At 70.5% G+C, this 26,200-nt stretch carries 28 protein-coding genes and 3 pseudogenes; 18 read left to right on the top strand and 13 right to left on the bottom strand.

Going from position 1 to position 26,200, the window contains the following annotated elements:
- Window positions 1-5 precede the first annotated feature (5 nt).
- The 3 genes from QUE79_RS20900 to QUE79_RS20890 all read left to right on the top strand — a co-directional run bounded on the left by QUE79_RS20900 (window position 6) and on the right by QUE79_RS20890 (window position 2,474).
- Window positions 6-950: a carbohydrate ABC transporter permease gene (locus QUE79_RS20900; protein ID WP_286344747.1), complete on the top strand. Its 945-nt coding sequence runs from the start codon at window positions 6-8 to the stop codon at window positions 948-950.
- Window positions 951-964: 14 nt separating this feature from the next.
- Window positions 965-1,927 carry a carbohydrate ABC transporter permease gene (locus tag QUE79_RS20895; RefSeq protein ID WP_286344746.1) on the top strand — a complete coding sequence of 321 codons (963 nt, stop codon included), beginning with the start codon at window positions 965-967 and terminating at the stop codon, window positions 1,925-1,927.
- A gap of 82 nt (window positions 1,928-2,009) precedes the next feature.
- Window positions 2,010-2,474, top strand: a complete 465-nt coding sequence (locus tag QUE79_RS20890; protein WP_286344745.1) for a hypothetical protein — start codon at window positions 2,010-2,012, stop codon at window positions 2,472-2,474.
- A 109-nt stretch (window positions 2,475-2,583) separates the two neighbouring features.
- Here QUE79_RS20890 and QUE79_RS20885 read toward each other — a convergent pair whose 3' ends face one another.
- From QUE79_RS20885 to QUE79_RS25930, 4 genes and pseudogenes are all read right to left on the bottom strand, one after another.
- The gene (locus QUE79_RS20885) at window positions 2,584-3,849 is read right to left on the bottom strand and encodes an MFS transporter (protein WP_286344744.1); all 1,266 of its coding nucleotides are present in this window, start codon (window positions 3,847-3,849) and stop codon (window positions 2,584-2,586) included.
- Window positions 3,846-4,496 carry a GntR family transcriptional regulator gene (locus QUE79_RS20880; protein WP_286344743.1) on the bottom strand — a complete coding sequence of 217 codons (651 nt, stop codon included), beginning with the start codon at window positions 4,494-4,496 and terminating at the stop codon, window positions 3,846-3,848. The genes QUE79_RS20885 and QUE79_RS20880 overlap by 4 nt, the downstream gene beginning before the upstream one ends.
- A gap of 63 nt (window positions 4,497-4,559) precedes the next feature.
- On the bottom strand, window positions 4,560-5,168 hold the full coding sequence (locus QUE79_RS20875) for a beta-xylosidase family glycoside hydrolase (RefSeq protein WP_286346798.1): 609 nt from the start codon (window positions 5,166-5,168) through the stop codon (window positions 4,560-4,562).
- A gap of 184 nt (window positions 5,169-5,352) precedes the next feature.
- A pseudogene (locus tag QUE79_RS25930) lies at window positions 5,353-6,183 on the bottom strand (family 43 glycosylhydrolase); the annotation flags it as partial.
- Here QUE79_RS25930 and QUE79_RS20860 point away from each other — a divergent pair.
- The gene (locus QUE79_RS20860; protein ID WP_286344740.1) at window positions 6,116-6,433 is read left to right on the top strand and encodes a hypothetical protein; all 318 of its coding nucleotides are present in this window, start codon (window positions 6,116-6,118) and stop codon (window positions 6,431-6,433) included. The pseudogene QUE79_RS25930 and the gene QUE79_RS20860 sit on opposite strands and share 68 nt — an antisense overlap.
- 141 nt (window positions 6,434-6,574) lie before the next feature.
- On the opposite strand, the gene QUE79_RS20855 is transcribed toward QUE79_RS20860, so the two are convergent.
- Window positions 6,575-7,561, bottom strand: a complete 987-nt coding sequence (locus QUE79_RS20855) for a sugar-binding transcriptional regulator (protein WP_286344739.1) — start codon at window positions 7,559-7,561, stop codon at window positions 6,575-6,577.
- Between the two features lie 118 nt (window positions 7,562-7,679).
- On the opposite strand from QUE79_RS20855, the gene QUE79_RS20850 reads away from it, so the two are divergent.
- The gene (locus QUE79_RS20850) at window positions 7,680-9,506 is read left to right on the top strand and encodes a glycerol-3-phosphate dehydrogenase/oxidase (RefSeq protein WP_286344738.1); all 1,827 of its coding nucleotides are present in this window, start codon (window positions 7,680-7,682) and stop codon (window positions 9,504-9,506) included.
- A 174-nt stretch (window positions 9,507-9,680) separates the two neighbouring features.
- Here QUE79_RS20850 and QUE79_RS20845 read toward each other — a convergent pair whose 3' ends face one another.
- Complete coding sequence (locus QUE79_RS20845; RefSeq protein WP_286346797.1) at window positions 9,681-11,165, bottom strand: SulP family inorganic anion transporter; 1,485 nt, start codon at window positions 11,163-11,165, stop codon at window positions 9,681-9,683.
- Window positions 11,166-11,233: 68 nt separating this feature from the next.
- Window positions 11,234-11,797 (bottom strand): helix-turn-helix domain-containing protein, encoded by a 564-nt coding sequence (locus QUE79_RS20840; RefSeq protein ID WP_286344737.1) that lies wholly within the window; start codon window positions 11,795-11,797, stop codon window positions 11,234-11,236.
- Window positions 11,798-11,847: 50 nt separating this feature from the next.
- On the opposite strand from QUE79_RS20840, the gene QUE79_RS20835 reads away from it, so the two are divergent.
- On the top strand, window positions 11,848-12,831 hold the full coding sequence (locus QUE79_RS20835; protein WP_286344736.1) for an NAD(P)/FAD-dependent oxidoreductase: 984 nt from the start codon (window positions 11,848-11,850) through the stop codon (window positions 12,829-12,831).
- Window positions 12,832-12,891: 60 nt separating this feature from the next.
- Here the strand turns inward: QUE79_RS20835 and QUE79_RS20830 are convergent, their stop codons facing one another.
- Window positions 12,892-13,515 (bottom strand): hypothetical protein, encoded by a 624-nt coding sequence (locus tag QUE79_RS20830; protein ID WP_286344735.1) that lies wholly within the window; start codon window positions 13,513-13,515, stop codon window positions 12,892-12,894.
- Between the two features lie 259 nt (window positions 13,516-13,774).
- On the opposite strand from QUE79_RS20830, the gene QUE79_RS20825 reads away from it, so the two are divergent.
- The 4 genes from QUE79_RS20825 to QUE79_RS20810 all read left to right on the top strand — a co-directional run bounded on the left by QUE79_RS20825 (window position 13,775) and on the right by QUE79_RS20810 (window position 16,135).
- Window positions 13,775-14,560, top strand: coding sequence for a hypothetical protein (locus QUE79_RS20825; protein WP_286344734.1), 786 nt, complete (start codon window positions 13,775-13,777; stop codon window positions 14,558-14,560).
- A gap of 70 nt (window positions 14,561-14,630) precedes the next feature.
- Window positions 14,631-15,293, top strand: coding sequence for a hypothetical protein (locus tag QUE79_RS20820; RefSeq protein WP_286344733.1), 663 nt, complete (start codon window positions 14,631-14,633; stop codon window positions 15,291-15,293).
- 309 nt (window positions 15,294-15,602) lie between these two features.
- Window positions 15,603-15,980 carry a DinB family protein gene (locus QUE79_RS20815; protein WP_350271599.1) on the top strand — a complete coding sequence of 126 codons (378 nt, stop codon included), beginning with the start codon at window positions 15,603-15,605 and terminating at the stop codon, window positions 15,978-15,980.
- 8 nt (window positions 15,981-15,988) lie between these two features.
- Complete coding sequence (locus QUE79_RS20810; protein WP_286344732.1) at window positions 15,989-16,135, top strand: hypothetical protein; 147 nt, start codon at window positions 15,989-15,991, stop codon at window positions 16,133-16,135.
- Here the strand turns inward: QUE79_RS20810 and QUE79_RS20805 are convergent.
- Window positions 16,125-16,592, bottom strand: coding sequence for an NUDIX hydrolase (locus QUE79_RS20805; RefSeq protein WP_286344731.1), 468 nt, complete (start codon window positions 16,590-16,592; stop codon window positions 16,125-16,127). The two genes, QUE79_RS20810 and QUE79_RS20805, sit on opposite strands and share 11 nt — an antisense overlap.
- Before the next feature lie 51 nt (window positions 16,593-16,643).
- Here QUE79_RS20805 and QUE79_RS20800 point away from each other — a divergent pair, with 51 nt between their 5' ends.
- Together QUE79_RS20800 and QUE79_RS20795 are read left to right on the top strand one after the other, a co-directional pair.
- A complete protein-coding gene (locus QUE79_RS20800; RefSeq protein WP_286344730.1) occupies window positions 16,644-17,084 on the top strand; it encodes a DUF4265 domain-containing protein in 441 nt (146 codons plus the stop codon).
- 411 nt (window positions 17,085-17,495) lie between these two features.
- On the top strand, window positions 17,496-17,858 hold the full coding sequence (locus QUE79_RS20795; protein WP_286344729.1) for a hypothetical protein: 363 nt from the start codon (window positions 17,496-17,498) through the stop codon (window positions 17,856-17,858).
- 96 nt (window positions 17,859-17,954) lie between these two features.
- On the opposite strand, the gene QUE79_RS20790 is transcribed toward QUE79_RS20795, so the two are convergent.
- Entirely contained in the window at window positions 17,955-18,149 is a 195-nt protein-coding gene (locus tag QUE79_RS20790; protein ID WP_286344728.1) for a hypothetical protein, read from the bottom strand.
- Window positions 18,150-18,385: 236 nt separating this feature from the next.
- Here QUE79_RS20790 and cysE point away from each other — a divergent pair, with 236 nt between their 5' ends.
- The 6 genes and pseudogenes from cysE (at window position 18,386) to QUE79_RS20760 (ending at window position 24,781) form a co-directional block, all read left to right on the top strand.
- Window positions 18,386-18,913 (top strand): serine O-acetyltransferase, encoded by a 528-nt coding sequence (cysE, locus tag QUE79_RS20785; RefSeq protein WP_286344727.1) that lies wholly within the window; start codon window positions 18,386-18,388, stop codon window positions 18,911-18,913.
- A 755-nt stretch (window positions 18,914-19,668) separates the two neighbouring features.
- Window positions 19,669-20,244, top strand: a complete 576-nt coding sequence (locus tag QUE79_RS20780) for a hypothetical protein (RefSeq protein WP_286344726.1) — start codon at window positions 19,669-19,671, stop codon at window positions 20,242-20,244.
- A 172-nt stretch (window positions 20,245-20,416) separates the two neighbouring features.
- Complete coding sequence (locus tag QUE79_RS20775; protein ID WP_286344725.1) at window positions 20,417-21,655, top strand: acyltransferase family protein; 1,239 nt, start codon at window positions 20,417-20,419, stop codon at window positions 21,653-21,655.
- Window positions 21,652-22,931 (top strand): annotated as a pseudogene (locus QUE79_RS20770) (aminotransferase class V-fold PLP-dependent enzyme). The gene QUE79_RS20775 and the pseudogene QUE79_RS20770 overlap by 4 nt, the downstream one beginning before the upstream one ends.
- A complete protein-coding gene (gene sufU, locus QUE79_RS20765) occupies window positions 22,931-23,383 on the top strand; it encodes a Fe-S cluster assembly sulfur transfer protein SufU (protein WP_286344724.1) in 453 nt (150 codons plus the stop codon). The pseudogene QUE79_RS20770 and the gene sufU overlap by 1 nt, the downstream one beginning before the upstream one ends.
- A 60-nt stretch (window positions 23,384-23,443) precedes the next feature.
- The gene (locus QUE79_RS20760) at window positions 23,444-24,781 is read left to right on the top strand and encodes an FAD/NAD(P)-binding protein (RefSeq protein WP_286344723.1); all 1,338 of its coding nucleotides are present in this window, start codon (window positions 23,444-23,446) and stop codon (window positions 24,779-24,781) included.
- A gap of 34 nt (window positions 24,782-24,815) precedes the next feature.
- Here the strand turns inward: QUE79_RS20760 and QUE79_RS20755 are convergent, their stop codons facing one another.
- The 3 genes and pseudogenes from QUE79_RS20755 to QUE79_RS20745 form a co-directional block, all read right to left on the bottom strand.
- On the bottom strand, window positions 24,816-25,271 hold the full coding sequence (locus tag QUE79_RS20755) for a MarR family winged helix-turn-helix transcriptional regulator (RefSeq protein WP_286344722.1): 456 nt from the start codon (window positions 25,269-25,271) through the stop codon (window positions 24,816-24,818).
- Window positions 25,272-25,280: 9 nt separating this feature from the next.
- Window positions 25,281-25,694 carry an SDR family NAD(P)-dependent oxidoreductase gene (locus QUE79_RS20750; protein ID WP_286346796.1) on the bottom strand — a complete coding sequence of 138 codons (414 nt, stop codon included), beginning with the start codon at window positions 25,692-25,694 and terminating at the stop codon, window positions 25,281-25,283.
- 116 nt (window positions 25,695-25,810) lie between these two features.
- A pseudogene (locus tag QUE79_RS20745) lies at window positions 25,811-26,032 on the bottom strand (SDR family NAD(P)-dependent oxidoreductase); the annotation flags it as partial.
- Window positions 26,033-26,200 lie beyond the last annotated feature (168 nt).

Below are 26,200 nucleotides of genomic sequence, written 5' to 3'. Positions count from 1 at the left end.
CATCGGTGTCATCGACAACCCTGAGGTCGCGCGCGAGAGCCGAGCGACCGGGCGCACCAGCGCCCGAGAACAAACCCAGAGCATCGCTCACCCACCCGCCCCGGATCGGGCTGGCCCTGGTCAGCCCCGCGCTCGCCTTCGTGATCGTGTTCGTGGTCGCTCCTCTGGTGATCGCGATCTACATCTCGCTGACCAACTGGCCGCTGATCGGCAGCTACCATTTCGTCGGGCTCCTGAACTACCTTCACCTGTTCCAAGACCCGACCTTCGTCCAGTCGATCCTGTACACGCTCCTCTACACCGCCATCGTCACCGTTCCGATCCTGGCGCTGGGCTATTTCCTGGCCGTCCTGGTGCGGTCGAGGCGACGCGGGGCGACGCTGCTCCGCACGCTCTTCTTCCTGCCGTACGTCGTCGGCCTCACGACGCTCAGCTTCACGCTGGTCCTCGAGGCCCAGCCGAACTCCGGCCTGGTCAACGTCCTGCTCAAGCTGCTCCACATCACCGACGGTTCCACGGCCTGGCTGGTGAACGGTCCGCTCGCGACCGGGCTCATCTGCGTGTTCGTCGTCTGGGCGGTGTCGGGGCTCACGATGGTGCTGGTCATGAGTGCCATGCAGGGCATCCCCGACGAGGTGTACGAGGCCGCCTCGCTCGAGGGAGCCACCTGGTGGCAGCAGGAGCGCCTCATCACCATGCCGATCATCAAGAACACGATCGCCCTGAGCGTCATCATCTCGGTGACCGGTTCGCTCCTCGCCTTCACGCAGTTCTACATCCTGACGCAGGGCGGCCCCGGCACCGAGACCCAGACCATCGTCGGCTACATCTACAACCGAGCCTTCGTGCAGCTCCAGCTGGGTGCCGCCACGGCCGAGGCCTTCGCGCTGATCGTCGTCATCGCTCTGGTGACGGCCTTCCAGTTCTGGGCTCTCCGAGACAAAGACTGAGAGGCGACGCCACCATGACCACCGCAGCCACGAACCCTGCCGGCTCCCTCGCCGGGCGCGTCGTCGAGACGACGCCCGACGGGGCGGCAGCCGCCTCGAACCGCAATCCCAAGCACCACCAGGGCAGTGTCAACCACCCCCGCGACACCCGGGTGAAGCGGACCCTCTTCGTGATCGCCGGTGTCGGGTCGGCGCTGATCTTCGCCGTCCCGCTGCTGATCGCGATCCTGCGCGCCTTCCAGCCGAACGACGTGATCGTCGCGGCGCCGACCTGGGCCTCGTTCTGGAACTTCGGCTTCGCGAACTTCAAGGCGATCTTCAGCCCGTCTCAGCACCTGCTGAGCGGGCTCGTGAACAGCCTGATCGTGTCCATCTCGACGGCCGTGATCGCGGCCGTCGTCTCGACCCTCGCCGGCTACGGTCTGTCGAAGTTCCGATTCCGCGGCTCCAAGTTCTTCTTCGGCCTCATCCTGCTGACGATGATGGTGCCGTTCCAGGCCATCCTCACGCCGCTCTACCTGCAGCTCAATGCGATGCACCTGACGGATTCGCTGGTGGGCCTGATTCTCTTCTACGTGACGGTGAACCTCCCTTTCGGCACCTTCGTGATGCGGAACGCCTTCGACGCGATCCCCGACGAGCTCGAAGACTCGGCGCTCGTCGACGGGGCCAGCCGCACGCGCGTGCTGCTCTCCGTCCTGAGGCCGCTGTTGCTCCCGGGCGCGGCGACGGCGGCTCTGTACGCCTTCCTCGCGGCATGGACGGAGTTCCTCGGGGCGCTCACCTTCCTCACCCGGGAGAGCCTCTACACGCTGCCCGTCGCCCTGCTCAACCTCCAGACCGGCGCGTACGGTCAGATCAACTACGGCACGCTGGTCGCCGGATCCGTCGTCGCGATGATCCCCTGCATCGCGCTCTACGTCGGGCTCCAGCGCTTCTACGTCGCCGGGCTGTCGTCGGGAGCCCTGAAGGGATAGAGCGCCGGCACACCGGCCGTGCGCCACCGATCGATGCGAGGTCGTTAGTTCGCGGACGGGTCGCCGGTGCGAAGATCGCTCCATGAGGCAGCGGACGGCGGCGATCGCGGCGGGCGGCGCCGCCCTCGTGATCCTGGGAGTGCTGGTGGGTTCGCAACTCACCCACCAGCAGACCGCCTGCTCGGCGGTCGGCCACGTCGAGACGATCCAGGTGAACGTCACCGGCGACGCGGCGGCAGTCGACGGCGTCACCCTGTGCGCGGCGGCCGGCTGTTCCCTCCCGGCGGGGGTCGAGCCGACACCCGACCCGACGACCGGTGTCACGAACGGTCCGCCGTTCGGAGCTCGACGGGTGAGCGGCACGGAGTGGCTCTTCACCGTCAGCGGCCCGCGGCCGGGGCAGGTCACAGCGACCGCGGTCGACTCCGCGCGGCGCGCCCTGGCGACGAAGAGCTACGACCTGAGGTGGTCACGGGCCGAGCCGGAGTCCGCGTGTGAACTCTCGCTGAAGGCGCCGCCCCTGTCGCTGCCGGTCCCCCCGAGCTGAGCGCCCCCGGTGCGGGACTCGGTGCAGAGCGCCGGCCGAGCGGGGAGCGACCGGCCGAGGAAGCGGCGACTGGCGAGCCGGCAGCGACCGGCCGAGGAGGCGGCGCCCCCTACTGCGTCGGCAGGTGCTTCCTCGACGACACCAGCACGAGCACCCACGAGACGACGGCGAGTCCGACGAGCACCGTGAGGATGGCGGTCACGGGGGCGAAGACGGCCACGGCGGCGATCACGGCGGGTGCGAGGAAGCCCGCGTAGGCGACGGCGTAGAAGACGCCGGTCAGGCCGGCGAGGTCGCGCGATCCCGCGATCGTCTGGACCTCCTGCAGCCCCGAGACGAGGCCGATGCCCATCCCGAAGCCGATGATGACGTTCGCGGCGAGTCCGAGCCAGATCGATTGGGCCAGGATCGAGACGATCACGACCACGAGGCCCGCGGCGATCAGGACGACCATGAGGGCGAGACCGCGCGCGCTGGTCGCGGAGTGGATGCGGCGCGCCAGCGGCTGAAACGCCGACGAGACGCCGAGCGCGACGACGGTCGCAGCGGTCGCGAACACGAGCCCCCACTGCCCTGTGGCCCCGCGGAGTTGCGTCGGCAGGTAGCCGTAGCCGACGGCCGCACCGACGAAGATCCACGGCGCCGCGACGACGACCACGCGCACAAATCTTCTGTGCGAGGCGGACGGGATGCGGAGCTGTCGCCACCACGGACCGGTCAGGCCTCCGTTCGCGGAGGTCTCGGGGGCGCGGGCGACGATCACGAAGAACGGGATCGTGACGGCGATGTGGATGAGGAACGGCAGGATCTCGGGGATCGGGCCCCACTGGGCGATCAGCCCGGCCACGAGCGCCCCGGCGCCGGAGCCGAGCGTGAACGCGAGCGAAGCGCGCCGGGCGCCCGAGGCCCGATCGGCCGTCGGGTCGTGCGGGGCCTGCGACAGCTCTTTGATCCAGCTGTTGCCGACCGCCATGGCGACGCCCACGGTCGCGCCGGAGAAGAGCCGCCCGACCAGGAGGAACTCCGGGCCGAGGCCGCCGAACGCCAGGAGCCCGCTCCCGATCACGGCTGAGACGAGCCCGGCCATCATGATCGGCTTGCGGCCGTGTCGGTCCGAGAGCGACCCCGCCACGAGCAGCGCGGGCGCGAGGCCCAGGACGTAGACGCCGAGGAAGGCGTTCACGAGCACCGGCGTGTAGTGCTGCCGGTTCTCGTACATCAGCAGGAGCGGGCTGAACTGGTTGCCGCCCCACGACATCGCGAAGACGGCGCCCCAGAGCAGCGCCCAGGACGGGGCGCGACGCCGGTGCGGACCCGCGGCGGACGAGACTGCGCGGAGCGACCCGGTGTCGGGGGCCGTGTCGACCGCCGTCACAGCAGACCGCGCAGGACATCGACGTGGCGGGCGAGCGCAGCGGCGTACGCCGACGGGTCGCGGGCTTCGATCGCCGCCGCCAGCTCTCGGTGGTCGTCGAGGGAGGTCGCGAGGTGCGATGGCTGGATGCGCATGAGGTGGTGGCGCAGACGCTGCGCCCGGTCGCGGAGCAGGCGCGTGAAGTGGGCGGCGATCGGGTTGTGCGACGCCGCGACGACGGCCGTGTGGAACGCGTCGTCGGCGTCGACGAACCCGTCGATGTCGCCGCTTTCGATGCAGGACTCCTGGACGGCGAGGAGATCGCGCAGGATCGGGCCCAGCGTCTCGGGATCCTGCTCGATCGCGCGGCGCGCCGCCGTCGCTTCGATGGCCTCGCGCATCTCGACGACGTCGTCGGCTTCGCTGGGCGACATGGGCCGGACGACGGCGCCCTTCCGGGACTCGAGGGTCAGCAGCTCTTCGGCCGCCAGCCGCAGGAAGGCCTCGTGGACCGGCGTTCGGCTGAGGCCGAGTTCGTGGCACACGGTGGTCTCGCTCAGGGACGACCCGCCCGGGAGCTCACCGCGGATGATGCGGAGCTTCGTCTCGGCGTAGGCGCGTTCGGCGGCAGGCAGCTCGGAGGTCGGCGCAATCGGAGTGGTCGTCACACCTCGATCCTACCCTTGCATGCATCGATGCATGCAACACGTGACGCCGCGTGCGGGGTCGCTCTAACGGGCCACCGCACTGACCCGCAGGTAGTCGAACGTCGACGTGAACCCCGAGCCGCCGAGCGAGATCAGCCCGATCCGCGGTGTCGATCCCAGCGCGGCCGTCCAGGTGCCGCCCTTGTCGAAGTGGCGCCCGTCGACGCTGGTGGAGGCCGTGTAGGTCTGCGTCGAGCCGACGACCCGGTGCACGATCCGGAGCGTCGTCGCCGAGCCGACCGGGCCGACGACCTGGTTGCCGTAGTTCGGTGATCCGGCGGGCACGGGCGTCACCTCCTTGCCGAACTCGGTCTGGCGCGTGTCGAAGATCGAGTTCGAGGTCAGGCGCACGTAGTTGCCGTCGTCGCCGTAGACGACCAGGCCTCCCTGCACGTAGTTCGTGCCGTCGCCGGTCGCCGGGGTGTTCACCGCCACTCGCGTCTCGACGACGTAGTCGCCGCGCGGAGCCCTCTCGGTCAGGACGGACGCGAGGGGTGTCGTCGGCGGATGGATGTCGGCGTCCTGCGTCTGCCAGCGGAAGGCCCCTCCTCCGACGCTGAACGTGGACGCGGCAGGCCGGCGAGTCCACGACAGTGAGGACGGCAGTGCCCTGCCGGAGAAGTCCGTCGACAGCGCCGAGATCGTGCGGCCGGGCCGTACGTCCGGTTGCCAGCGGGGTGGTACGTCGCGCGCTCGCCGGGCTGCGCCGCAGGCCGGGCTGGGCGGTGTCGGACGGTCCTGCGCCGCCCCGGACGGCCGGCCAGCCGCTCCGCCAGTCGAGCGGGTCGATCAGCGCCGGTCGCTTCGTGTAGCCGGGCTGGCCCGCGTAGTACGGGTCCGTCTGATCGACCGCGTGGTAGATGATCCAGTCCTGGCGGGCGAAGTCGGTGACGACGGTGTTGTGCCCGGTCCCGACGAAGCGGTTGCCGTTCTGCGCGAGCAGCGGCGTACCGCCGACGCGCGTCGACAGAATCGAGACGCCGTCCCGGTCGAGGAACGGCCCGAGCGGACTACGCGACCGGGCGACGAACACTCCGTATCCGGTCAGGGAGCCGTTGCAACAGTTCGTCGCCGACCCGAGGAAGTACCACCAGCCGTCGTGCTGCATCAGATATGCGCCCTCGTACCGGTTGTCGATCGCGATCGGCCTTTCGGTCGTCGGCTGCGAGCGGAGACCGTCGGCGGTCAGCTTCCGGACGTTGATCCCGCCGAAGTAGCTTCCGAAGTACACGTAGGACGACCCGCGCCAGGTGATCACCTCGGGGTCGAACTCCCACCGTTTCCCGGTGCCGTCGGCGGCCTCCTGCGGGGCGACGACCGGGCCGCCCGAGTCGGTCCACGGCCCGGCAGGGCTCGAACTCGTCGCGACGCCGACGGCCGAGCCGCCGCCGGTCGTGGCACCGTCGGCTCCGGGAGTGTCCGACGCGGCGTAGTACATCAGGTAGCGGTGATCCCGATAGACGACGTCGGGGGCCCAGATCCCGTTGGCTGCTCCGACCCAGGCCGGTTTCGTAGCCGGGGTGAAGGCGTCGCCGACGTACGTCCAGTGCGTCAGGTCGGTGGACCGGTAGGTCGGGACGATGTGGCTGACCAGGCTGCCGTCGGGATTCTTCTCGGTGGCGGTGAGGGCGTCCGAGGTGCAGTACAGGTACCAGGTCGTGTCGGCCTTCGGTCCGGTGGTCGGCCCGCCGTGGATCGCCGTCGGGTCGGCGCAGCTCGCGGCGGTCTGGCCGTCGGGCAGGGCGAGCGCCATCGGGTTCGTGTGGGAGGGGGCCCGGGCCGGAGCGGGCGACGCGACCGGCCCCGCCGGCGCCGCCGCCGCCGGGAGTGCCGGTGTTGCCAGCAGGACGGCTGCCGCCACGGCGGCGAGCAGGATCCTGCCGCCCTTGCCCTTGTGATCGTTGCGCACGTGCGTCTCGCTCTCTCGTCTTCGAGGAGGTCCGTCGGGCGGGGTGCCCCGACGCGCCCGAGGCTACGCGCCCGACGGTCGAAGCGTGCGGCTGCTTCGCGTCAGGGACGGCCGCACGCCGAGCGAGGCCCTAGGACGGACCCTCATCGGACTGACCGGCGAGCAGTGCCCGGGCCGTGCTCTCGTCGAGGATGAGGTCGGTGATCAGGTGTGCCGCCAGCGCCCCGCGCAACCCGGCGACCTTCGACGTGCCGGCGACGACGCAGACGCGGCGCGGCGCTCGGCGGATCGTCGCGAAGTCGGGCCCGGAAGCGCGCCGGTTGAGCGTGATGTCGCTCGACGAGCCGTCTTCGCGGAAGAACACCGTGGCGACGTCGCCGACGACGCCGTCGTGCAGCAGACTCTCGTGGTCGGTTCGCTCGAGGTAGCCGCCCGAGTAGACGTGGCTCGGCACGAGCGCGTCGGCCGCCCCGATGCCGAACAGCACGACGTCCATCGACTCCTGGAGCTCGAGCACGCGCTTGGTGCTGCGCTCGCGCCACAGCGCGATCTTGGTGTCGGGGTCGTCGAAGAACGCGGGAACCGGGAACTGCTGCACCTGCGCCCCGAACGCATCGCCGAAGCGGCGCAGGATCTCGCTCGCGTAGACGATGCCCGTCGTCCGCGTGTTGGCCGCGCCGTTGAGCTGCACGACCATCGACCCGTGGGTCGCCTTCGGGACGAGGTATCGGCTGATGGCGCTGACGGTGGAGCCCCAGGCGACGCCGATGACCATGTTGGAGTCGACGAACTGGGTGAGAATCCGTGCAGCCGAGAGGGCCACCCGGTCGAGGCGGTCGACGTCGGTCGTCTGATCGGGGACCGGGACGACGTGCGCGACGACGTTGAATCGGCGGTGCAGCGCGTCGCTCACCACGGTCGCCTGGTCGAGCGGCGACTTGATCTGGATGTCGACGAGCCCGGTTTCGCGGGCGTAGCTCAGGAGGCGCGAGACGGACGAGCGCGAGGTGCCGAGTTCGCGCGCGATGGCCTCCATCGTCAGATCTTGGAGGTAGTAGAGGTGCGATGCGCGCAGGGCGTCCTGGGTCCTGTCGCTGTGCTGGAACTCGATCGTCATCGACGCGGCCTCCGGTCTCACCTACACGTGCACATATGTGCACGGGGGTTGACCGCCCACGCGCACGGGTCAAGTATGGCATTACCGACACACCAACGACAGTGAAAGCGACAGGCCAGTGACTCCGTCGAAGAAGACACACGAGACAAGCGACATCCGCGCCAACGTGACCCGCATCAGCGAGCGTCCCGACGCCAAGGTCCTGATCATCGGCGGCGGCATCAACGGCATCGCCACCTTCCGCGACCTCTCCCTCCAGGGGGTCGACGTCGTGCTGGTCGAGCGCAACGACTACGCCTCCGGCGCATCCGCCGCGTCGAGCCACATGATTCACGGCGGCATCCGCTACCTCGAGAACGGCGAGTTCCGCCTCGTCCGCGAATCCGTCGAAGAGCGCAACGGTCTGCTGAAGATCGCTCCCCACTACGTCAAGCCGTTGCAGACGACGATGCCGATCTTCTCCACCTTCTCCGGCATCCTCAACGCGCCGCTGCGCATGCTCACGCACAAGCAGCGCTCGACGAAAGAGCGCGGCGCGCTGCTGATCCAGATCGGCATGACCCTGTACGACTCCTTCTCGCGCGACGGCGGCAGCGTGCCCAAACACGTCTTCCGCACGCGGAAGGCCGCGCTTCGCGACATGCCCGCGCTCAACAAGGGCATCAAGTACACCGGCACCTACTACGACGCGTCGGTCCACGAGCCCGAGCGCCTCGCCCTCGATGTCCTGAAAGACGGCCTGGCCGCCGGATCCGGCGAGGGGTCCGCGGCGACGGCTCGCAGCGCCAACTACGTCGAGGCCGTCGGGGCCAAAGAGGGCGGCGTCCTCCTCCGCGACGTCGTCTCGGGCACCGAGTTCGTCTTCGCCGCCGACGTCGTCATCAACGCCTCCGGCCCCTGGACCGACCTCACCAACGAGTTCCTCGGCACCACGTCGCAGTACATGGGCGGCACCAAGGGCTCGCACATCGTCGTCGACAGCCCCGAACTGCTCAAGGCGACCAACGGGCGCGAGCTGTTCTTCGAGAACAACGACGGCCGCATCGTCCTGATCTACCCGCTCAAGGGCCGGGTGCTCATCGGCACGACCGACCTCGAGGCCGACATGTCGAAGCCGGCGATCTGCACTGAAGAAGAAGTCGACTATTTCTTCGACCTGGTCAAGCACGTGTTCCCGAAGATCACGATCACCCGCAGCGAGATCGTGTACCGCTACTCGGGCGTCCGCCCGCTGCCGAAGCACGACGACCTCGCGGCCGGCTTCGTGTCGCGCGACTACCGCATCGTCGAGACCAGCGTCGCGGCCCTGCCGAAGTCGAAGGTGCTGTCGCTCGTCGGCGGCAAGTGGACCACCTTCCGCGCCCTGTCGACGCACCTGTCGACCGAGGCCACCACGCGCCTCGGCGTCGCGCGCACCATCGACACCGCAGGCATGCCGATCGGTGGAGGCAAAGACTTCCCCGTGCTGCCGGGCGACCGCGCCCGCTGGATCACCGACCACCTGAACGGCCTCGAGCGCGACCAGGTCGACCGTCTCCTGACCCGCTACGGGACCCGCGCGGAAGACGTCATCCAGACCCTCCTCGACCAGCCGTCCGAGCCCCTCGCGAGCGACTCCGACTTCACGGCAGCCGAGATCGCGTACTTCGCCGAGCACGAAGACGCCGTGCACCTCGTCGACGTCGTCCTGCGCCGCACCAACCTCGCCTTCGTCGGCGGCGTGACCATCGAGCTCCTCACCGAGCTCGCGGGGATCCTGCAGAGCTCGCTGGGCTGGAGCGACGAGGTTCGCGACTCCGAGATCGAGAACACCACCTCGATCCTGGCGACGTACCACGGCGTCGAGGTCGGGTCGCAGCACGTCCCGGCCGCAGCTCCGGCCGCTGCGCCCGTCGAGGCCGAGAGCCCCGTCACGGCTGCTGCGTCGGGTTCCGCGCAGGCGTAGTGTCACTGGCCGCGCCCAGCGCGTCGCCCCCGACTGCGGCCCCGCCGCCGAGCTCCCGCGAGAGGCTCTGCGGCGGGGCCGCTTCGGTGTGTGCGGGGTCCCGGCGCGCACGGCGCCGCCGCCGCGCCGCGCCCCGCCGCGCCTAGTCCCGCCCCGCCTCGCGGCGGTGCGGCGCTACGCGCTGAGTCGGCCGGTCAAGCGCGAGTGGAACGCCGCACTGCGATCGTCGAGGCCCTCGAACACGACCGTCGAACCGACCGCGCGGTACTTCGCCTCGATCGAGTCGAGCGAGGCGACGGTCGAGGCGTCCCAGATCTGCGCCCGGGTGAAGTCGACCACGACGGTCGCCGGATCGTCGTGATACGAGAACCGCTCGACCAGGTCGTTGCTCGATCCGAAGAAGAGCGGCCCCTGCACCTCGTAGTGCACCGCGTCTTCCTCCGGCGTCACCACCCGCACCACGCGGATGACATGGGCCACGCGCCGGGCGAACAACACCATCGCCAGGACGACGCCGACCAGCACGCCGAGAGCGAGGTTGTTCGACACGACGACCACGACCACGGTGACGCCCATCACGATCGTCTCGGGCACGGGCATCCTGCGCAGGGTCGACGGTCTCACGCTGTGCCAGTCGACGGTCGTGATCGCGACGATCATCATCACGGCCGCCAGGGCCACCATCGGGATCTGCGCCATGACCCCCGACAGGCCGGTCACGAGCACCAGCAGGAACAGCCCGGCGACGACGGTCGAGATGCGGGTGCGGGCGCCTCCGGTCTTCACGTTGAGGATGGTCTGCCCGATCATGGCGCAGCCGGCGATGCCGCCGTAGAACCCGGCGGCGATGTTCGCGACGCCGAGCGCCCACGACTCCCGCCCCTTGTGCGACGGCGTCTCGGTGAGGTCGTCGACGAGCTTGGCCGTGAGCAGCGTCTCCATGAGTCCGACGAAGGCGACGCTGACCGCCGTGGGGGCGATGATCGTGAGCGTGTCCAGATCGAGGGGGACGAGCAGCCGCGTGAAGCCGGGCAGGCCGCCGCCGAGCGGGCCCTCGTCGCCGACGTCCGGCACGCCCACGTGACCCAGGATGACGATGGCCGTCACCAGCACGATCGCGACGAGCGGTGCGGGCACGACCTTCGTGAACCGGGGCAGCAGGATCACGATGACGAGCGTCAGGCCGAACAGCGCGTAGGCGATCCACGGCACCCCGATCACGTGCCGCACCTGCGCGGTGAAGATGAGCACTCCGAGGGCGTTGACGAAGCCGATCATGACGCTGCGGGGGATGAAGCGCATCAGGCGGGCGAGCCCCGTCGTTCCGAAGACGATCTGCACCACGCCGGCCAGGACGACGGTCGGCAGCACGTACCTCACCCCGTGCTCGTGGACGAGCGGAGCGATGACGAGCGCGACGGACCCGGCCGCGGCCGTCACGACACCAGGCCGACCGCCGAGGAAGGACATGACGAGTGCCAGCACGATCGACGCGACGAGGCTGACCAGCGGATCGACGCCCGCGACGACCGAGAACGAGATCACCTCGGGCACGAGCGCCAGCGTCGTGACGATGCCCGCCAGCGCCTCGCGGGTCAGCAGGCGCGGCGAACGCAGGGCCGAGAGGACCGTGACGGGGGTGGGGAGCGTGAGCGCGATGGTCCGATTTTAGCGACACGTGCCGCTCTCCCCGGCCCCGTGGTGCCCAGCCCGTCGGCGGGCGAGCCCTAGGCGCGCACGTGCATCCGCTCGCCCTGCCGACCGAACAGGCTGAGGAACTCGACCGCGTTCGAGTCGGCCCGCCCGAACCAGTGCGGGGTCTGGGTGTCGAACTCCGCCGCCTCGCCGGGCGCGAGCACCAGATCGCGCGAACCGAGGACGAGTCGCAGGCGGCCGCGGATGACGTACATCCACTCGTGTCCCTCGTGGGTCCGTGGGTCGGGGACCGATCGGTCGGACCCGGCCGCCAGGACGTTCTTGAAGACCTGCATCCCCGAAGCGCCGCGCGAGAGCGGCAGGATCGTCATGCCGTGGTGGCGAACGGGCTTGATGTGGATGCGGGGGTCGCCGGTGGCGGGAGCTCCGACGAGGTCGTCGAGGGGCACCCCGTGCGCTTGAGCCAGGGGCAGCAGCAGCTCGAGGGTCGGCCGCCGGCCACCCGACTCGAGCCTCGACAGGGTGCTCACCGAGATGCCGGTCTCGGAGGCGAGCTCCGCGAGGGTGACCTCGCGCTTCTGCCGGAGCGCTCGCAGCCGCGGACCGACGCCGGCCAGGATCTCGTCGTTTGCCATGTCGGCAAGTCTAGTTGCTGGATCCTGCGCTGGCTGGTCACGATTGGGGCATGACAATCGAAACGGGAACGAATCAGGTCGACGTCGTGATCGTCGGCGGGGGAGCGGCGGGCCTCAGCGCCGCCGTCACGCTCGGGCGTGCGAGGCGGAGCACGGTGGTCGTCGACGCGGGAGAACCCCGCAATGCGCCGGCCGACGGGGTGCAGGGCTTCGTGACGCGCGACGGCATGTCGCCGGCCGAGTTCGTCCGCACGGGGCGGGCGGAGGCCTCCGCGTACGGGGTGCGGTTCGTCGACGACAGCGTGGTCGGCGTCTACGGATCGCTCGAGGCGGGCTTCGACGTCGAGACCGCGACAGGAGCCGTCCTCCGCGCCCGGCGCCTGATCGTGACGTCGGGGCTGGTCGACGTGCTGCCGTCGATCCCGGGTCTGCGCGAGCACTGGGGTCGCGGCGTCGTGCACTGCCCGTACTGCCACGGCTGGGAGATCCGCGACCGGGCCGTCGGCGTCGTGGGCGTCGACGGCTTCGCCGTGCACCAGGCCCTGCTCTTCCGGCAGTGGACCGACCGGGTCACGCTGCTGCTGCACGACGGACCCGATCTCTCGCCGGAAGACCTCGACAAGCTCGAAGCGCGCAGGATCGAGGTCGTCACCGGTCCGATCGAGTCGGTACGCGGCGCGGCCTCCCGCCTGACCGGGGTCACGATGTCGGACGGGCATCACGTGCCCCTCGAGGCTCTCGCCGTCGCGCCGGGCTTCCGGGTGCGCGCCGAGTTCCTCCGCCCCGTCGGCCTCCTGCCGACCCCGCATCCGCTCCGGCCGGGCACCCGCCTCGACGCCGACCCCACCGGCCGGACCGCGGTCGCAGGTGTCTGGGCCGCCGGCAACGTGGCGGAACCGATGCAGCAGGTCGTCATGGCCGCGGCCTCCGGCGTCACCGCCGCTGCCGCCGTCAATGCCGACCTGATCGACGCGGAGACGGCCGCGGCGGTCGCGGCCGGGCGTGCTGCCGCGTCCGTCGCCGAGTCGCGCTGAACGGCCCGCCGCGGTCGGCCGGTGCCGGTGCCGGTGCCGGTGCCGGCGCGGGCGTCCGAGTCAGGGGGCGGCGGGCGGCACCGGTTCGGAGGAGGAGGCCGAGGGGACCGAGGAGGCCGAGGCCAGCGCAGCGAGGTCGATGTCGAGGAGCTGCTGCAGCCGCTCGCCGCGCTGCGAGTCGTAGTCTCCGTCGGGGACCACGACGTCGTTCTCCACGTGGTTGATGATCGTCGAGCCGATGTCGTTCCAGGCGCGGTCGCGTGCGGCCGTCACGATCTCGTCGATGTAGGCCGCATCGTCGGCGAGCACGTCGAGTCTCGTCGCGATGGTCGTGTAGATGGTCTCGCGGGAGGCCAGCGCGTTGTTGTCGTCGGCCCGGTAGTCGAACTGGTGCCGAGACCGACCGCGCGACTTCAGAGCCTTCGTGCGCGTCTCGACCATCCGGGTCGCGAGGTCCCGTTGTTCGCGGGTGAGGTGGGCGAGCTCGTCGCGCACGGCCCTCCGGGTCTCGTCGCGATCGAAGGTCTCCTGCTCTCGGAGCGCCCGCACGATGATCCTGTTGGCCACGGCGATGCTCGCCGCCGACCGAGCGATCAGGAGTCCGTCGGCGATGGCGCCCTCGACCAGGCTGGGGTCGACCGTCTCGGCCTCGAGGGCTGCGCGCTTGGACTTCGATCTCACCACCCTTCGAACCTAGCGCCCGCAGCCCGCCCGCCGTCACCGGTCGGAGAACCCACAGCCGAATCCCGAGGTCGCGCCCGGGTCGACGCGCGCCCGGCCCGCGACGAACGGCGCACTGCCACCTGAAGGAGGGATGGACGGACCGGGACGCGCAACGTACCGTTGCCGAGGTCGGGGGACACGATGTCGGGGGACACAGGGGTAAACGGGTTCGCGTATTCGGCGCGTTCCTGCGAGATGCGATCAGGGCGAGGGCACAACCATGGGTTCACGGGCGAGCACACGGAAGACGAAGAAGACGACCACACGGCGAGGCGTGGCCGGCGCCCTGCTCGCCGGAGCACTGGTCGCCACCGGTGGCATCGTGGCGGTCCCGGCGCTGACGGCTCAACCGGCTCAGGCGGCGACCGGGCTCGCGGTCAAGCTCGCCTGGTCGAAGAACTTCGGGATCGCAGGCAAGCCGGTCGCGAAGTCGTCGCCGATGGTGGCGACGCTCGACAGCAAAGGCTCCTCCGTACTGATCGGCGACCGTGCCGGTTACGAGCGCGCCTTCCACCTCAGCGACGGGACGAACGTCAGCGGCTGGCCGGTCTCGACCGGCGGCATCCCCGTCGACTCGACGGCGTCGGTCCTCGGCTCCGGGTCGACGGCGCGGGTCTTCTTCGGCGAGGGCAATTCGGGATCGCCGACGCGAGGCGGCTACCGAGCCATCACGGCCGCCGGGCACCTCGCCTGGTCGGTCAAGCCCGCCGGGCAGCCCGGCAAGGCGGCCACCGTCGGCGTCATGACCGGCCTGGCGATCGGCAACATGCAGTCCAACGCCAGCGTCATCGGCGGTGCGATGGGCCAGACGCAGGATCTCATCGACGCCGCGACCGGCAAGGTCGGCCGGGGGTTCCCCTGGTTCGAGGCCGACACCAACTTCACGACCCCGGCCGTCTCCGACCTGGGCATCGGTGGCCGCGACGTGATCGTCGAAGGGGCGACTCCACCGCGGGAGTCGCGTTCGGCAAGCGCTACAAGAACGGCGGCCACCTGCGGATCCTGAAGTCCACCGGCAATGCCGGCACGGGCAATCAGGGGGTGGTCTGCGGTGCTCGTACGACACCACGCAGGTCGTGCAGAGCTCGCCGGCCGTCGGTACCTTCCTCTCGTCCGGGCGCTGGGGCATCGTCGCCGGCACCGGGACCTACTGGAAGGGGGCCTCTGACACCAACAAGCTGATGGCCTTCGACCGGAACTGCTACCTGAACTGGAAGGACGACCTCCACGGCATCTCCGACTCGAGCCCGGCGCTCGCCGACGTGAAGGGCACCGGCCAGAACTGGATCGTCCAGGCCGGGCGGGTCAGCAACGCCTCGAGCATCGTGTACGCGATCGACGGTGCCACCGGTCACGCCACCTGGCGCGTCACCGTCCCGGGCGGCGTGTACGGCGGCATCAGCACGGCCGACCTCACCGGGCTGGGCTACCAGGACGTCATCGTCCCGACCGTCACCGGCACCTACATCATCGACGGACGCTCGGGGAAGATCGTGCTCAAGGTCGGTGCGGGCTACGGGTTCCAGAACAACGCCCTCGTGACGAACGACCCCAACGGAGCCATCGGCCTCACGCTGGCCGGCTACGACGGCAAGAACCGCGGGGTCCTCTTCCACTACCAGTTCACGAACGCCGGCGCCAAGGGAGCCAACGTCAACAAGAAGGGTGCCTGGCCGATGTTCCACCACGACCCCAAACTGACCGGCGACGCCAACACGCCCCTCGCGGCCAAGCCCTGACCCGGGCGCCTGCTCGGCGGGCCCGGCTCGGCCCGGGCGCCGGCTCGGCGGGCCCGGCTCGGCCGCCGGGTCGGCGCGTCACCGCGGTGTCCGTGATTGGCACTCGACGGCCCCCGCGTGGCAGTCGCGACAGCGGCAGCCGGGCGGGGGTTTCGCCTATCGTCGGGGCATGCCGATCGTTCCCGACACGAAGAACTGGACCTGGGTTCTCGAAGCCCCTGCACCGACTGCGGTTACGACGCCACGGCGGTCGTCTTCCGCGACGTCCCGCGCCTCGTTCGCGCCAACGCCGCAGCGTGGCCCGCGCGCGTGTCCGAGCCCGACGTACGGCAGCGGCCCGACGACTCCACCTGGTCGCCGCTGGAGTACGGAGCCCACGTGCGCGACGTGTTCCGCGTGTTCGACGGCCGACTCGCTCTCATGCTGAACGAAGACGCACCCACCTTCGAGAACTGGGACCAGGACGCCACCGCCGTCGACGACGACTACGCGGCGCAGGATCCCCGGGCGGTCGCCCGCGAACTCACCGTCGCGGCCGAGTCCGTTGCCCGGGCCTTCGAGAGCGTCGACGACTCGCAGCTCGGCCGCACCGGTCTCCGCTCGGACGGGAGCGGTTTCACGGTGGAGACCCTGGCCCTGTACTTCGTGCACGACCCGATCCACCACCTGCACGACGTCACGCGCTGACGGCGGATGTGCTGAAGGCGGGCGCGCCGACGGTGGGCGCGCTGACGGTGGGCGCGCTGACGCTGCGCGCGCTGACGCTGCGCGCGCCGACGCTGCGCGCGCCGACGGCGGGTGCACCGACGGCGCATGCGCTCGGGGTCGGCGCTACAGCGTGAACCGCGCCTCTGGCCGGTCGTCGAGCCCCGCCTGAAGCCGGGCCCGCATGTCGGTCGACATCTCGGGCAGGTCGTCGACCTCGAACCACCGCGCTTCGGTGTTCTCCCCGTCGGCCGGGAAGGGCGTGCCCGACACGTAGTCGCACCGGAACGTCAGGTCGAGGTACTGGCTCTCGTCGCCGTTCGCGTAGACGATCGGCTCGGTCACGTCGACCAGCACGAGCCGGACGGGACGCGCCTCGACGTCGGCCTCCTCGAGCACTTCGCGCGCGGCGGCGGTCGCCGGGTTCTCGCCCGGGTCGATGATGCCCGTGACCGGTGTCCAGGCGCCGTTGTCGGATCTCCGCACCAGCAGCACCTCCGATCCGCGGACGACCACGGCCGTGATGCCCGAGAGCCAGAGCGGCGCCGTGCCGATCTTCGAGCGGAGAGCGAGGACGAAGTCGGGGGTGGCCACCACGGCAGGCTAGCAAGTACCGGGCCCTCGGGCGTGCCCTAGGGTCGAAACATGCCCGATGACAGCAGCCTCTCTGTCGCCGTCGCGCTCGACGTCCACGACGGCTGGCCGCCCGTGCCGAGCGAGCCCCTGCTCGTGCATCCGAGCGGCGACGGCTTCGTCGTCGATCAGACGCCCGCGTTCGCCCTCGACCTCTCGCTCGGCGACACCGTTGCGGCGAGCCGAGGCGCCGACGGAACCCTGCGGTTCGAGCGCAGGATCACCGCCGGCGGGCATCGCAGCTTCCGCATCATCTCGCTCGCGGGCTCCGACCTCGTCGAGCCCGTCCTCGAGAGGCTCGGCACCCTGGGGGCGAGCGTCACGCCGTCCGGCTTCCCGCAGCTCTGGTGCGTCGACGTCCCGCCCCGCGCCCCTGAGCCCGCCGTCCGTGCCGCCCTCGAGGAGGCGGCTTCGCGAGGCGTGCTGGAGTTCGAGGATCCGCGGACGCCGTGATCCTGAGCCGTCGCTGCTGGTGACGTCGCGGCCGTCGGTGCCGTTCTTCACGTTCTTCGCGGTTGCTCGCAGTCGTTCGCGGTCGCTCCGGTCGCTCCGGTCGTTCGCGGTCGCTCGCGGTCGCGACCGGAAGCCCGTGCGCCGCGGGCCGGAAACACCCGCGAACTGGGGGTGTGTCGCCCCGGACGGGGGCCTCCCTGTCCTCCCTCGAGGGGCCACCATTGCTGTGGGCCCGACGGGCGGGCCTGTGGGTCCGTCGGGCGGACCCGCGTCGGGCCCATGGACGGGCCAGGGGAGTTCCATCGTGACGATCGTCAATCCGTCGGCCAGCGACGCACTTCGGGAAATCGAGCTGCCGCTCACGAGCATCCGCTGCGGCAACGGCCGCGGCGTCCCCTGCGGCGCTACTCGATGCTCGACTCGACCCTCCTGCTCACGGCCGTCCAGACCATCATCATCGCCGCGCTCCTGCCGCTCGACGCCACGGCCAAGATCATCGCGCTGGCGGCCGGCGTCGTCTTCACCCTCGTCGCCGCCGTCGTCAGCTACCGCCGCTCGGTGCGGACCCGCGCGATCCGCGACGAGCGCGCCCAGATCATCCGCTGGTTGGCCATCCACTCCGGTCTCGACCACCGCAGCCGGCTGGCGCTCGCCTGGGCCGAACCGCAGGAGATCGGCGAGGGGCAGTACGAGTTCCGCACGCTGCACAACGGCAGGATGCTGTCGCTCATCGTCGATCTGGACATCCAGGTCGCCTCGTTCGCCACTCTCTAGCCGGCGCGGCGCCCGCTGAGTCGGAGCCCGCTCGCTCGCGGCCGTCGTCCCCTGCACCGGCAGGGTGTGGCGGCTGATTCACGTCGTGGCGCGGCGTCAGCTGGGCTCGAGGTCGCGGCCCGGGCGGCGCACGCGCACGCGGTGGGCCAGAAGGGCGGCGACGACGGCCACGAACACCTCGATCGTCCACCAGAGGTAGTCGCCCGTGACGAGGCGTCGGACGGCGTCGAGCGTCAGAAGGCTCCCGATGACGACGAGGGCGACGTAGATCGTGATCCTGCCTGCCTTCATGGCCTTCCCCTCCCGGGTTCCCCTCGGAACCTCCGTTGCCACTCTAAGGTGGCGCGACACGGCCCGGAATCCCCAGAACGGGCGGTGCCACGAGGGGGAGACCCGCCGGAGAGGGCCTCGCCACCGCCTAGAATCGAGCCGTCCACCAGCGACGACGGAACGAGAGGCCGAATGCGCGACACGAACGGCTCCAGCGTGTCCCGGCCGTGCCGTTCCGGGTTCCCGAGGGTCCGCCCGTGCGACTGATCGCGCGGCTCCGCGACGACGTCGGGGCGGCGAGAGCCGGCGATCCTGCCGCCCGAGGGGCCCTCGAGATCGTCCTCGTCTACTCCGGTCTGCACGCCGTCTGGGCGTACCGGGTCACCAACCGCCTCTGGCGCGCCCGCCCCTTCCCCGGCGCCCGGCTGCTGGCCCGCGTGCTGTCGCAGGTCGCCCGGTCGCTCACGGGCATCGAGATCCACCCCGGAGCGACGATCGGGCGGCGCCTCTTCATCGACCACGGCATGGGTGTCGTGATCGGCGAGACCGCCGTCGTCGGCGACGACGTGCTGATCTACCACGGCGTCACGCTCGGCGGCCGCGGGCCGGGCCCGGGCGGCCGGCGCCATCCGTCGATCGGCGACCGCGTCGAGATCGGTGCCGGCGCCGCCGTGCTCGGCTCCGTGACGGTCGGCTCCGACGCCCGCGTCGGGGCGGGCGCCGTGGTCACCCGCGACGTCGCCCCGGGTGCCACCGTCGTCGGCGTGCCTGCCCGGCCCCTCTAGCCCCGAGCGGCGCGCTGCGCACGTGCCGCTCGCTATCGCGTTGGCGCCGCGCGCGCTGGTTGGCACCGCGCCCCCTGGTTGGCACCACAGCCCCTGGCAACCTCCGGCCGGCACCAGGCCCCTGGTTGGCACCGCGCCCCCTGGGTGGCACCACGGCCCCTGGCAGCCTCCGGCCGGCACCACGCGCCCTGGTTGGCACCGCGCCCCCTGGTTGGCACCACAGCCCCTGGCAACCTCCGGCCGGCACCACGCGCCCTGGTTGGCACCAAGCGCGCGCTCGGTGCCAACCAGGGGCGTGGTGCCAGGGCCGCAAGCTCTCCTCCCCAGGACGACGGCGCCCGGCGCGTCGTCCACAGTTCCTTCGCGGCGTGCCGCCGAGAGCCGTCTGCGCGCCACGCTTGACGCATGCCGGAACCGAACATCCTCCGTACGCTTCCAAGCGACCGCCGCCACAACGATGCGCTCCACCGCGGGGCGCGACGTGATGAGCTCATTCGCCTCCACACCGCGGCCTATGTCGAGGCTGCGGCGTTCGCTTCCTCACGCCTCGTCAGCAGCACGTCCTGCAGGTCCGCGCCACCGTGGCGCGCCTTCGCCCGCGGGTCGTGGTCTCGCACGCATCGGCGGCGGCGCTGCATCGTCTCCCCAGCCTCGGGCCCCAGCCATCACGCGTGCACGTCATCGATCCAGCCCGCCGGAGAACACAGTCCTGGCCCGGAGTCGTCAAACACGCGGGAGGCCTGAGCCCGAACGACGTGGTCGAGATCGGAGGGATTCGCGTCACCTCGTTGGCCCGAACCGGCGCCGACATCGCGTTGAGCGCGCCACGCGCCGACGCCGTCACGATCCTCGACTGCATCCTTGCTCGCTGCGGCGGCGACTCCTCGGCTGTCGCGGCCAGCCTCGGCGAACGGCCTCGGGCCCGGGCAGCGAAGGCGGCCGCTCGTGCCCTGGCTTTCGCCTCGCCGCAGTCACAGTCGCCCGGCGAATCCTTCGCTCGGGTCGTCCTCGACGAGATCGGAGCGCCAGAACCCGTCCTGCAAAGACCGTTCTTCGACGAGCGGGGCGCGATCGGCGAGGTCGACTTCTGGTTCGATGCGCAGGGGGCCATGCTGGAATTCGACGGCGTCGTGAAATACACCGAGGCGCGTTACCTCGGTCGTCTGACACCGGCCGAGGTGGTGGTCAGAGAAAAGAGACGCGAAGACCGGATACGCCGTCGACCAGAGGTGCGCGGGTTCACGCGCTGCGACTGGCGCGATCTGCACGAACCCCGCAGGCTCGCCAAGCTCCTCGGGGGCGTCGGGGTCCCACTCCTGCGACCGCCGTGACCGAGTGCAGAGGCGAGCGCGCGCAGCGCGCAGCGCGCGTCGCCCGAGTCCGAGTCCGAGTCCGAGCCCGAGCCCGAGCCCGAGTCCGAGCCCGAGTCCGCGCCCGGTCGCTCTTAGCGTTCTCAGCAATTTGTTACCAGCAATTCCAAGGGTCACAGAGTTCACTGTCGGGATGGCCACGACGACCCTGACACAGCCGGCGACCACCAACCCCAAGCCGACCCAGCCCAAGGCGGGAGCCCGCGTGCTCCCGCTCGACGGGCTCCGCACCCTCGCCATTATCGGCGTGGTGCTCTACCACCTGCACGTGCCGGGCTTCTCCGGCGGCTTCGTGGGCGTCAACGTGTTCTTCGTGCTGTCGGGGTACCTCATCACCTCGCTCCTGCTCAAGGAGCAGCGCCAGACCGGCACGATCCGGCTCGGGCGGTTCTGGGTGCGCCGGGTCCTCCGGCTCTACCCGACCCTGCTGGTGGTCGTGCTCGCCGCCGTCACCCTGTGGCCGCTGGTCGGCGACTACACCTACAACGATCTCGACGCCTGGCCCGCCGCCTTCGTCGCGCTCACCTACACCGGCAACTTCGCCCGCGCCTACGCGCACCTGTCGCAGGGCGTCTTCGCCCCCGGCTGGAGCCTGGCCATGGAGGAGCAGTTCTACCTCGTCTGGCCGCCTATCCTGTCTTTCCTGCTGTGGAAGGGTTTCCGGCGTCGGTCCCTCGCGTGGTTCGGCGCCGCGGCGGTCGTGGCATCCTGCGCTCTCGCGTTTTTCCTCTATGCCACGCCCAAGGGCATCGCGACCCCCGACATCTACTTCAGCCCGGTCGCGAACGTCGCCCCGCTGATGATGGGCTGCGTGCTGGCGCTCGCCCTCACCCACGAGCGGGCACGAGCCTTCTTCGCGGGCAGGATCGGGAGCACCTCGGCCTGGGTGGGCTTCGTCGGGATCGTCCTCATCGCGATCCTGATCGGCAATTCGCGTCTGATCGGCGACGACTGGAAGAACGAGCCGAGCTTCTTCGGCCTCGTGCTGCCGGCGGTCGGCCTTGCGACCACCCTGCTGATCGCTGGCGTCGTGTCGCGCCCCACGCTCGTGGGGTCGTTCCTGGGCGTGCGACCGCTCGCCTGGTTCGGGCGCAACGTGTCGTACTCCCTGTACCTCTGGCACATGATCGTCATGGCCCTGCTCGACCCGTTCGTGGCGGGCCTCACCGGCAAGTTCGTGATGCTCGGAGCGGCGATGCTGGTTGCGGTCGGCAGCCACTTCGTGATCGAGAAACCCTTCCTGACCATCAAGAAGCGGTTCGAACCCTCATCCTGGTCCGTCGAGCGGAAAATGCCGGCCGAACAGGCGCTGACGCTGGAGGCGAAACAGGAGTCGACAAATCAGACTTCTGTGCAATCGTTGAAGGTGTGACGACCAGCACGCCCCTCGACCTCAGCTCTCTCCGCAGCGATTTCCCCGGCCTCCAGCAGGAGGTGAACGGCTTCCCGCTCGCGTACCTCGACACGGGCGCAACGGCTCAACGTCCGGTCGTCGTCCTCGACGCCGAGCGCCGGTTCCTGGAGGAGACCAACGCTGCCGTCCACCGCGGGGCCCACACGCTCGCCGCCCTCGCGACCGAGGCCTACGAAGACGCCCGGGAGACGGTCGCCCGCTTCGTCGGAGCCTCGTCCGCCGACGAGGTCGTCTGGACGTCGAACGCGACCGACGCCCTCAACCTGGTGGCCTACGGCATCGGCAACGCGACCCTCGGTCGCGGCGGCCCCGCGGCCGAACGCTTCGTGCTGGCACCCGGCGACGAGATCGTCGTCACCGAGGCCGAGCACCACGCCAATCTCGTGCCCTGGCAAGAGTTGGCCGCCCGCACCGGCGCCACCTTCCGCTACGTGCCCGTCCGCGACGACGGCACGTGGACAATCGACGACGCCGCGGCGGTCGTCTCCGACCGCACGAAGATCTTCGCTTTCGCGCACGTCTCCAACGTCACCGGTTTCGTCGCCCCGGTCGAGCAGCTCGTCGAGCTCGCCCACGATCACGGCGCGCTGGTGGTGCTCGACGCCTGCCAGTCGGCGCCGCACCGCCCGCTCGACTTCACGGCCCTCGGCGTCGACTTCGCGGCGTTCTCCGCGCACAAGATGCTCGGCCCGACCGGGCTTGGGGTGCTCTGGGGCCGCAGGGAGCTCCTCGACGCCCTGCCCCCTTCCGCACCGGCGGGTCGATGATCACGACCGTGACGATGGAGAAGACCGACTTCCTGCCGGCGCCGCAGCGCTTCGAGGCCGGCACCCAGCCGGTGTCGCAGGCGGTGGCGTTCGGCGAGGCGATCCGCTACCTCGAGGCCGTCGGCCTGCCCGCCATCGAAGCCCACGAGGAGCGGCTCGCCGAGCGACTGGTCAGCGGGCTGTCGGTGATCCCCGGCATCCGTGTCGTCGGGCCGCCCGCCGGCGTGTCGCGCTCGGGTCTGGCGAGCTTCGACGTCGCAGGCGCCCACGCCCACGACGTCGGGCAGTATCTCGACGCGCAGGGCATCGCCGTGCGGGTCGGCCACCACTGCGCCCAGCCGCTCCACCGCAGGCTCGGGCTCACCGCCACCACGCGGGCGTCGACCTACCTCTACTCGACCGACGACGAGGTCGACCGCCTGCTGGCCGGCGTCGCCGAGGTTCGCGCCTACTTCGGGGTGGCCTGATGCCCGACGCACTCGCAGGCCTCTACCAGCAGGTCATCCTCGATCACGCGAAGGCGCGCACGGGCGACGGCCCCCTCGACGGCGCCGACGCCGAGCACTACGAACGCAATCCCACCTGCGGGGACGAGATCACTGTCCGCGTCGCCCTCGACCCCGACACGGGCACGATCACGACGCTGGCTTGGCAGGGCGACGGCTGCAGCATCTCGATGGCGTCGGCATCGGTGTTGGCAGAGCTGGCACCGGGCCTGACGCTGGCCGAGCTCGCCGAGCGCACCGATGCGTTCCGCGCCATGATGCGCTCCAAGGGCGCCGGCGAGCCCGACGAAGACCTCCTCGGTGACGCCGTGGCCTTCCAGGGCGTCTCGAAGTTCGTGATGCGGGTCAAGTGCGCCATGCTCTCGTGGGTGGCCGCGGAGGCGTGTTCGACGCAGCTGGCCGCTCGGGCGTAGGGAGCGCGTGGCCGCAGTCGGTAGCGTCGTCGATGACAGTCCGACACGAAAGGCCTCCCGATGAGCTCCTCTGAATCCTCCGTCGTCATCGTGGGCGGTGGTGCGGCGGCAGTGTTCGCGACCTTCGCGCTGCGCGACCGGTCCGCAGCCCTCGGCCTCCCGGCCCTGCACGTCACTGTCGTCGGGCGGGAGCCCGTCGTCGGACGCGGCCTCGCCTACGGCCGCGCCGAGCCGCACCACCGCCTGAACAGCCCCGCCGGCAAGATGAGCCTCTCGGCCACCGACGACGAGGCGTTCCTGCGCTGGCTCGACCGCGCCGGCTGGCGGGACGTCGACGGGACGCCCGCCGATGCCGGTTCGTACGTGCCGCGCCGCGTCTTCGGCGACTACGTCGAGTCGCAGTTCGCGGGGCTGCTCGCGTCGTCGCCGACCGAGGTGACTTTTCTGCAGGGCGAGGTCGTCGGGATCCTGCCGTCGTCCGCCGGGGTGACGGTCGCGTTGGCCGACGGTTCGTCGTTGACCGCGGAAAGCGCGGTGCTCGCCCTCGGCAACCCCGCACCCGGCACCGTCGCGACGGGGGCCGCGCGCTCCCTCGACGACCCCTGGGCGCCGGGCGCACTCGACGGGGTCACCGCGTCCGACCGGGTCCTCCTGGTCGGCACCGGCCTGACCATGATCGACGTGGCGACGTCTCTCGCGCGACGCATGCCGGGAGTCCGACTGACCGCGACGAGCCGTCGCCTCCTGCTTCCCGCCGTGCACTTGCCCGAGCCTGCGGCGGCCGGGCCGGGGTTGGGCGACGAGGTCGCGACCCTCGGCGAGATGATCTCCGCGTTCGGCGCTCAGCTCCGGGCGGCGAAGGGCGCAGGATCCCCGTGGCAGGCCGTGCTCGACGGCGTGCGCCCGCAGGTCCAGACTCTGTGGCAGAGGCTGTCCGTCGCCGATCGGCGGCGGTTCCTCGACCACGTCGCGCGGCGCTGGGACGTCCACCGTCACCGGATGGCGCAGGCGGTCTGGGCCGAGGTGTCGGCCTTGATCGAGTCGGGCGCCCTGACGCTGTCGCCGAGTGTCGCCGGAACGTCGTTCGACGTCGCGATCAACTGCACCGGCCCCGCTTCGGTTGCGTCTCGGGGCTGGAGTCGGCTCGTGGACGCCCTCCTCGACGCCGGCCTCGTCGCTCCCGACCCGACGGGCATCGGCTTCGACACCGACGCCTCCGGCGCCCTGGTCGACTCGTCGGGGGTGCCCTCCGACCGTCTTTTCGCGATCGGCGCGGCGCTCAAGGGCGCGCTCTGGGAGACCGTCGCCATCCCCGAGGTGCGGCAGCTCGCCTACCGGATCGCCGACCGCCTGGCGTCGCCCGAAGACAGGCGCTTTTACGCAGAACAGGCGATCTAGTTCGCCTGTTCGACGTAAAAGCGCCTGCTTCTGGTCAGGAGGGCGGCGCGATGTGCGCGTTGAGGCGGCGTGTGGCCTCCTGCAGCACTCGGCGCGCAGCGGCGAGGTCGGCCGGATCGGCGCCGCCGAAGGCCACCGACGACGAGATGGCGATCGGATCGGGGAGCTCGCTCCACAGGGCCCGGCCGGCGTCGGTGATGCGGAGCACGCGCTGCCGCTGGTCGGTGGCGTCGGCCTCCTGCGTCACGAGCCCCTTGCGCACGAGAGCCGTCACGATTCCGCTCAGGGTCGCCCGCTCGAGTTCGAGAAGCTGGCCGAGGTCGCGCTGCAGGGTGGGCCCGTAGGTCACGAGCTGGTGGAGCACGTACCACTGCGTCCGGCCGATGTCGTAGGGGCGCAGGGTCGACTCGATCAGCGCGCGGGACGTCAGGTAGTACTTCTTCGCCCAGCCGCCGACCGAGTCGCTGTGGTCTTCCGATTCGTCAGGCACCCGACATGGTTACCACGGAATGGTGGTGTCCTCCCAGCGCGTGAAGGTGCCGGTCGGGCCGTCCTTGCCGAGGAGCGCGACCCGCACGACCTCGCGGGATCCGTCCTCGATCGATTCGGTTCCGGCGAAGTTGTTGAGGGCCGTGCTGGTGAACGCCGGCGAGACGAGGTTGATCTTGATGTCGGTCCCCTCCAGTTCGATCATCATCGCCAGCGTCATGGCGTTCTCCGCCGCCTTCGAGGCCGGATACACGGGGCCGTATATCGAGTGGTACGGGTACGTCGGATCGGCGTTGGCGGTCAACGAGCCGACACCGCTCGAGACGTTGACGATGCGGGCGTCCACGCCCTTGCGGAGCAGGGGCAGCATCGCCTGGTAGACCGCGACGACGCCGAAGACGTTGACGTCCCAGACGGCCCGGATCTCGTCGAGCGACGCGGTGCTCGCCTTCGATCGACTCGCGTTCTCCTCGGGGTCCGGTCGCCGCCACCCACGTTCGAGATGCCGGCGTTGTTGACGAGCAGGTCGAGGCGGCCGAACTCCGCGTCGACGAATGCGGCCGCAGCGGCGATCGAGGCAGGATCGGTGACGTCGATCTGGACGGCGCGGGCTCCCGCCCCGATCTCGGCTGCGGCCTCCTCGCCGCGACCGAGATCGCGCGACCCGACGAGCACGGTCACCCCGTGCTCGGCCAGCTCTGTGGCGACCTGCTTGCCGACGCCCTGGTTGGCTCCGGTGATCAATGCGATGCGTTCAGGCATGGTGTCTTTCCCCTTCTCCGGGCCGAATAGCCCATTCGTTTGGTACCAAACGAGTATCGTCAGGTACCAAACGAAATGTCAAGGGATGACTTCTCCCTCTCGTCATGGGACCGCGGACCCTCTTGAGGCTCGTGCCGAATGCCGCTAGAGTTGCTGTTTATGACAGCG

It is taken from the genome of Frondihabitans sucicola (assembly GCF_030296615.1).
In the GTDB taxonomy this organism is placed as follows: domain Bacteria; phylum Actinomycetota; class Actinomycetes; order Actinomycetales; family Microbacteriaceae; genus Frondihabitans; species Frondihabitans sucicola.
This window is presented reverse-complemented; position numbering and strand designations above follow the sequence as displayed.

What these genes read in the sequence shown, in the direction of transcription:
- QUE79_RS20775 (WP_286344725.1), top strand. Translation starts at nt 20,417, where the DNA reads ATGGCCACGACGACCCTGACACAGCCGGCGACCACCAACCCCAAGCCG.
- QUE79_RS20795 (WP_286344729.1), top strand. Translation starts at nt 17,496, where the DNA reads ATGCTCGACTCGACCCTCCTGCTCACGGCCGTCCAGACCATCATCATC.
- QUE79_RS20800 (WP_286344730.1), top strand. Translation starts at nt 16,644, where the DNA reads ATGCCCGATGACAGCAGCCTCTCTGTCGCCGTCGCGCTCGACGTCCAC.
- QUE79_RS20825 (WP_286344734.1), top strand. Translation starts at nt 13,775, where the DNA reads ATGGGTTCACGGGCGAGCACACGGAAGACGAAGAAGACGACCACACGG.
- QUE79_RS20895 (WP_286344746.1), top strand. Translation starts at nt 965, where the DNA reads ATGACCACCGCAGCCACGAACCCTGCCGGCTCCCTCGCCGGGCGCGTC.
- QUE79_RS20790 (WP_286344728.1), bottom strand. Translation starts at nt 18,149, where the DNA reads ATGAAGGCAGGCAGGATCACGATCTACGTCGCCCTCGTCGTCATCGGG.
- QUE79_RS20860 (WP_286344740.1), top strand. Translation starts at nt 6,116, where the DNA reads ATGTGGCTGACCAGGCTGCCGTCGGGATTCTTCTCGGTGGCGGTGAGG.
- sufU (WP_286344724.1), top strand. Translation starts at nt 22,931, where the DNA reads ATGCCCGACGCACTCGCAGGCCTCTACCAGCAGGTCATCCTCGATCAC.
- QUE79_RS20835 (WP_286344736.1), top strand. Translation starts at nt 11,848, where the DNA reads ATGACAATCGAAACGGGAACGAATCAGGTCGACGTCGTGATCGTCGGC.
- QUE79_RS20855 (WP_286344739.1), bottom strand. Translation starts at nt 7,561, where the DNA reads ATGACGATCGAGTTCCAGCACAGCGACAGGACCCAGGACGCCCTGCGC.
- QUE79_RS20760 (WP_286344723.1), top strand. Translation starts at nt 23,444, where the DNA reads ATGAGCTCCTCTGAATCCTCCGTCGTCATCGTGGGCGGTGGTGCGGCG.
- QUE79_RS20890 (WP_286344745.1), top strand. Translation starts at nt 2,010, where the DNA reads ATGAGGCAGCGGACGGCGGCGATCGCGGCGGGCGGCGCCGCCCTCGTG.
- QUE79_RS20840 (WP_286344737.1), bottom strand. Translation starts at nt 11,797, where the DNA reads ATGGCAAACGACGAGATCCTGGCCGGCGTCGGTCCGCGGCTGCGAGCG.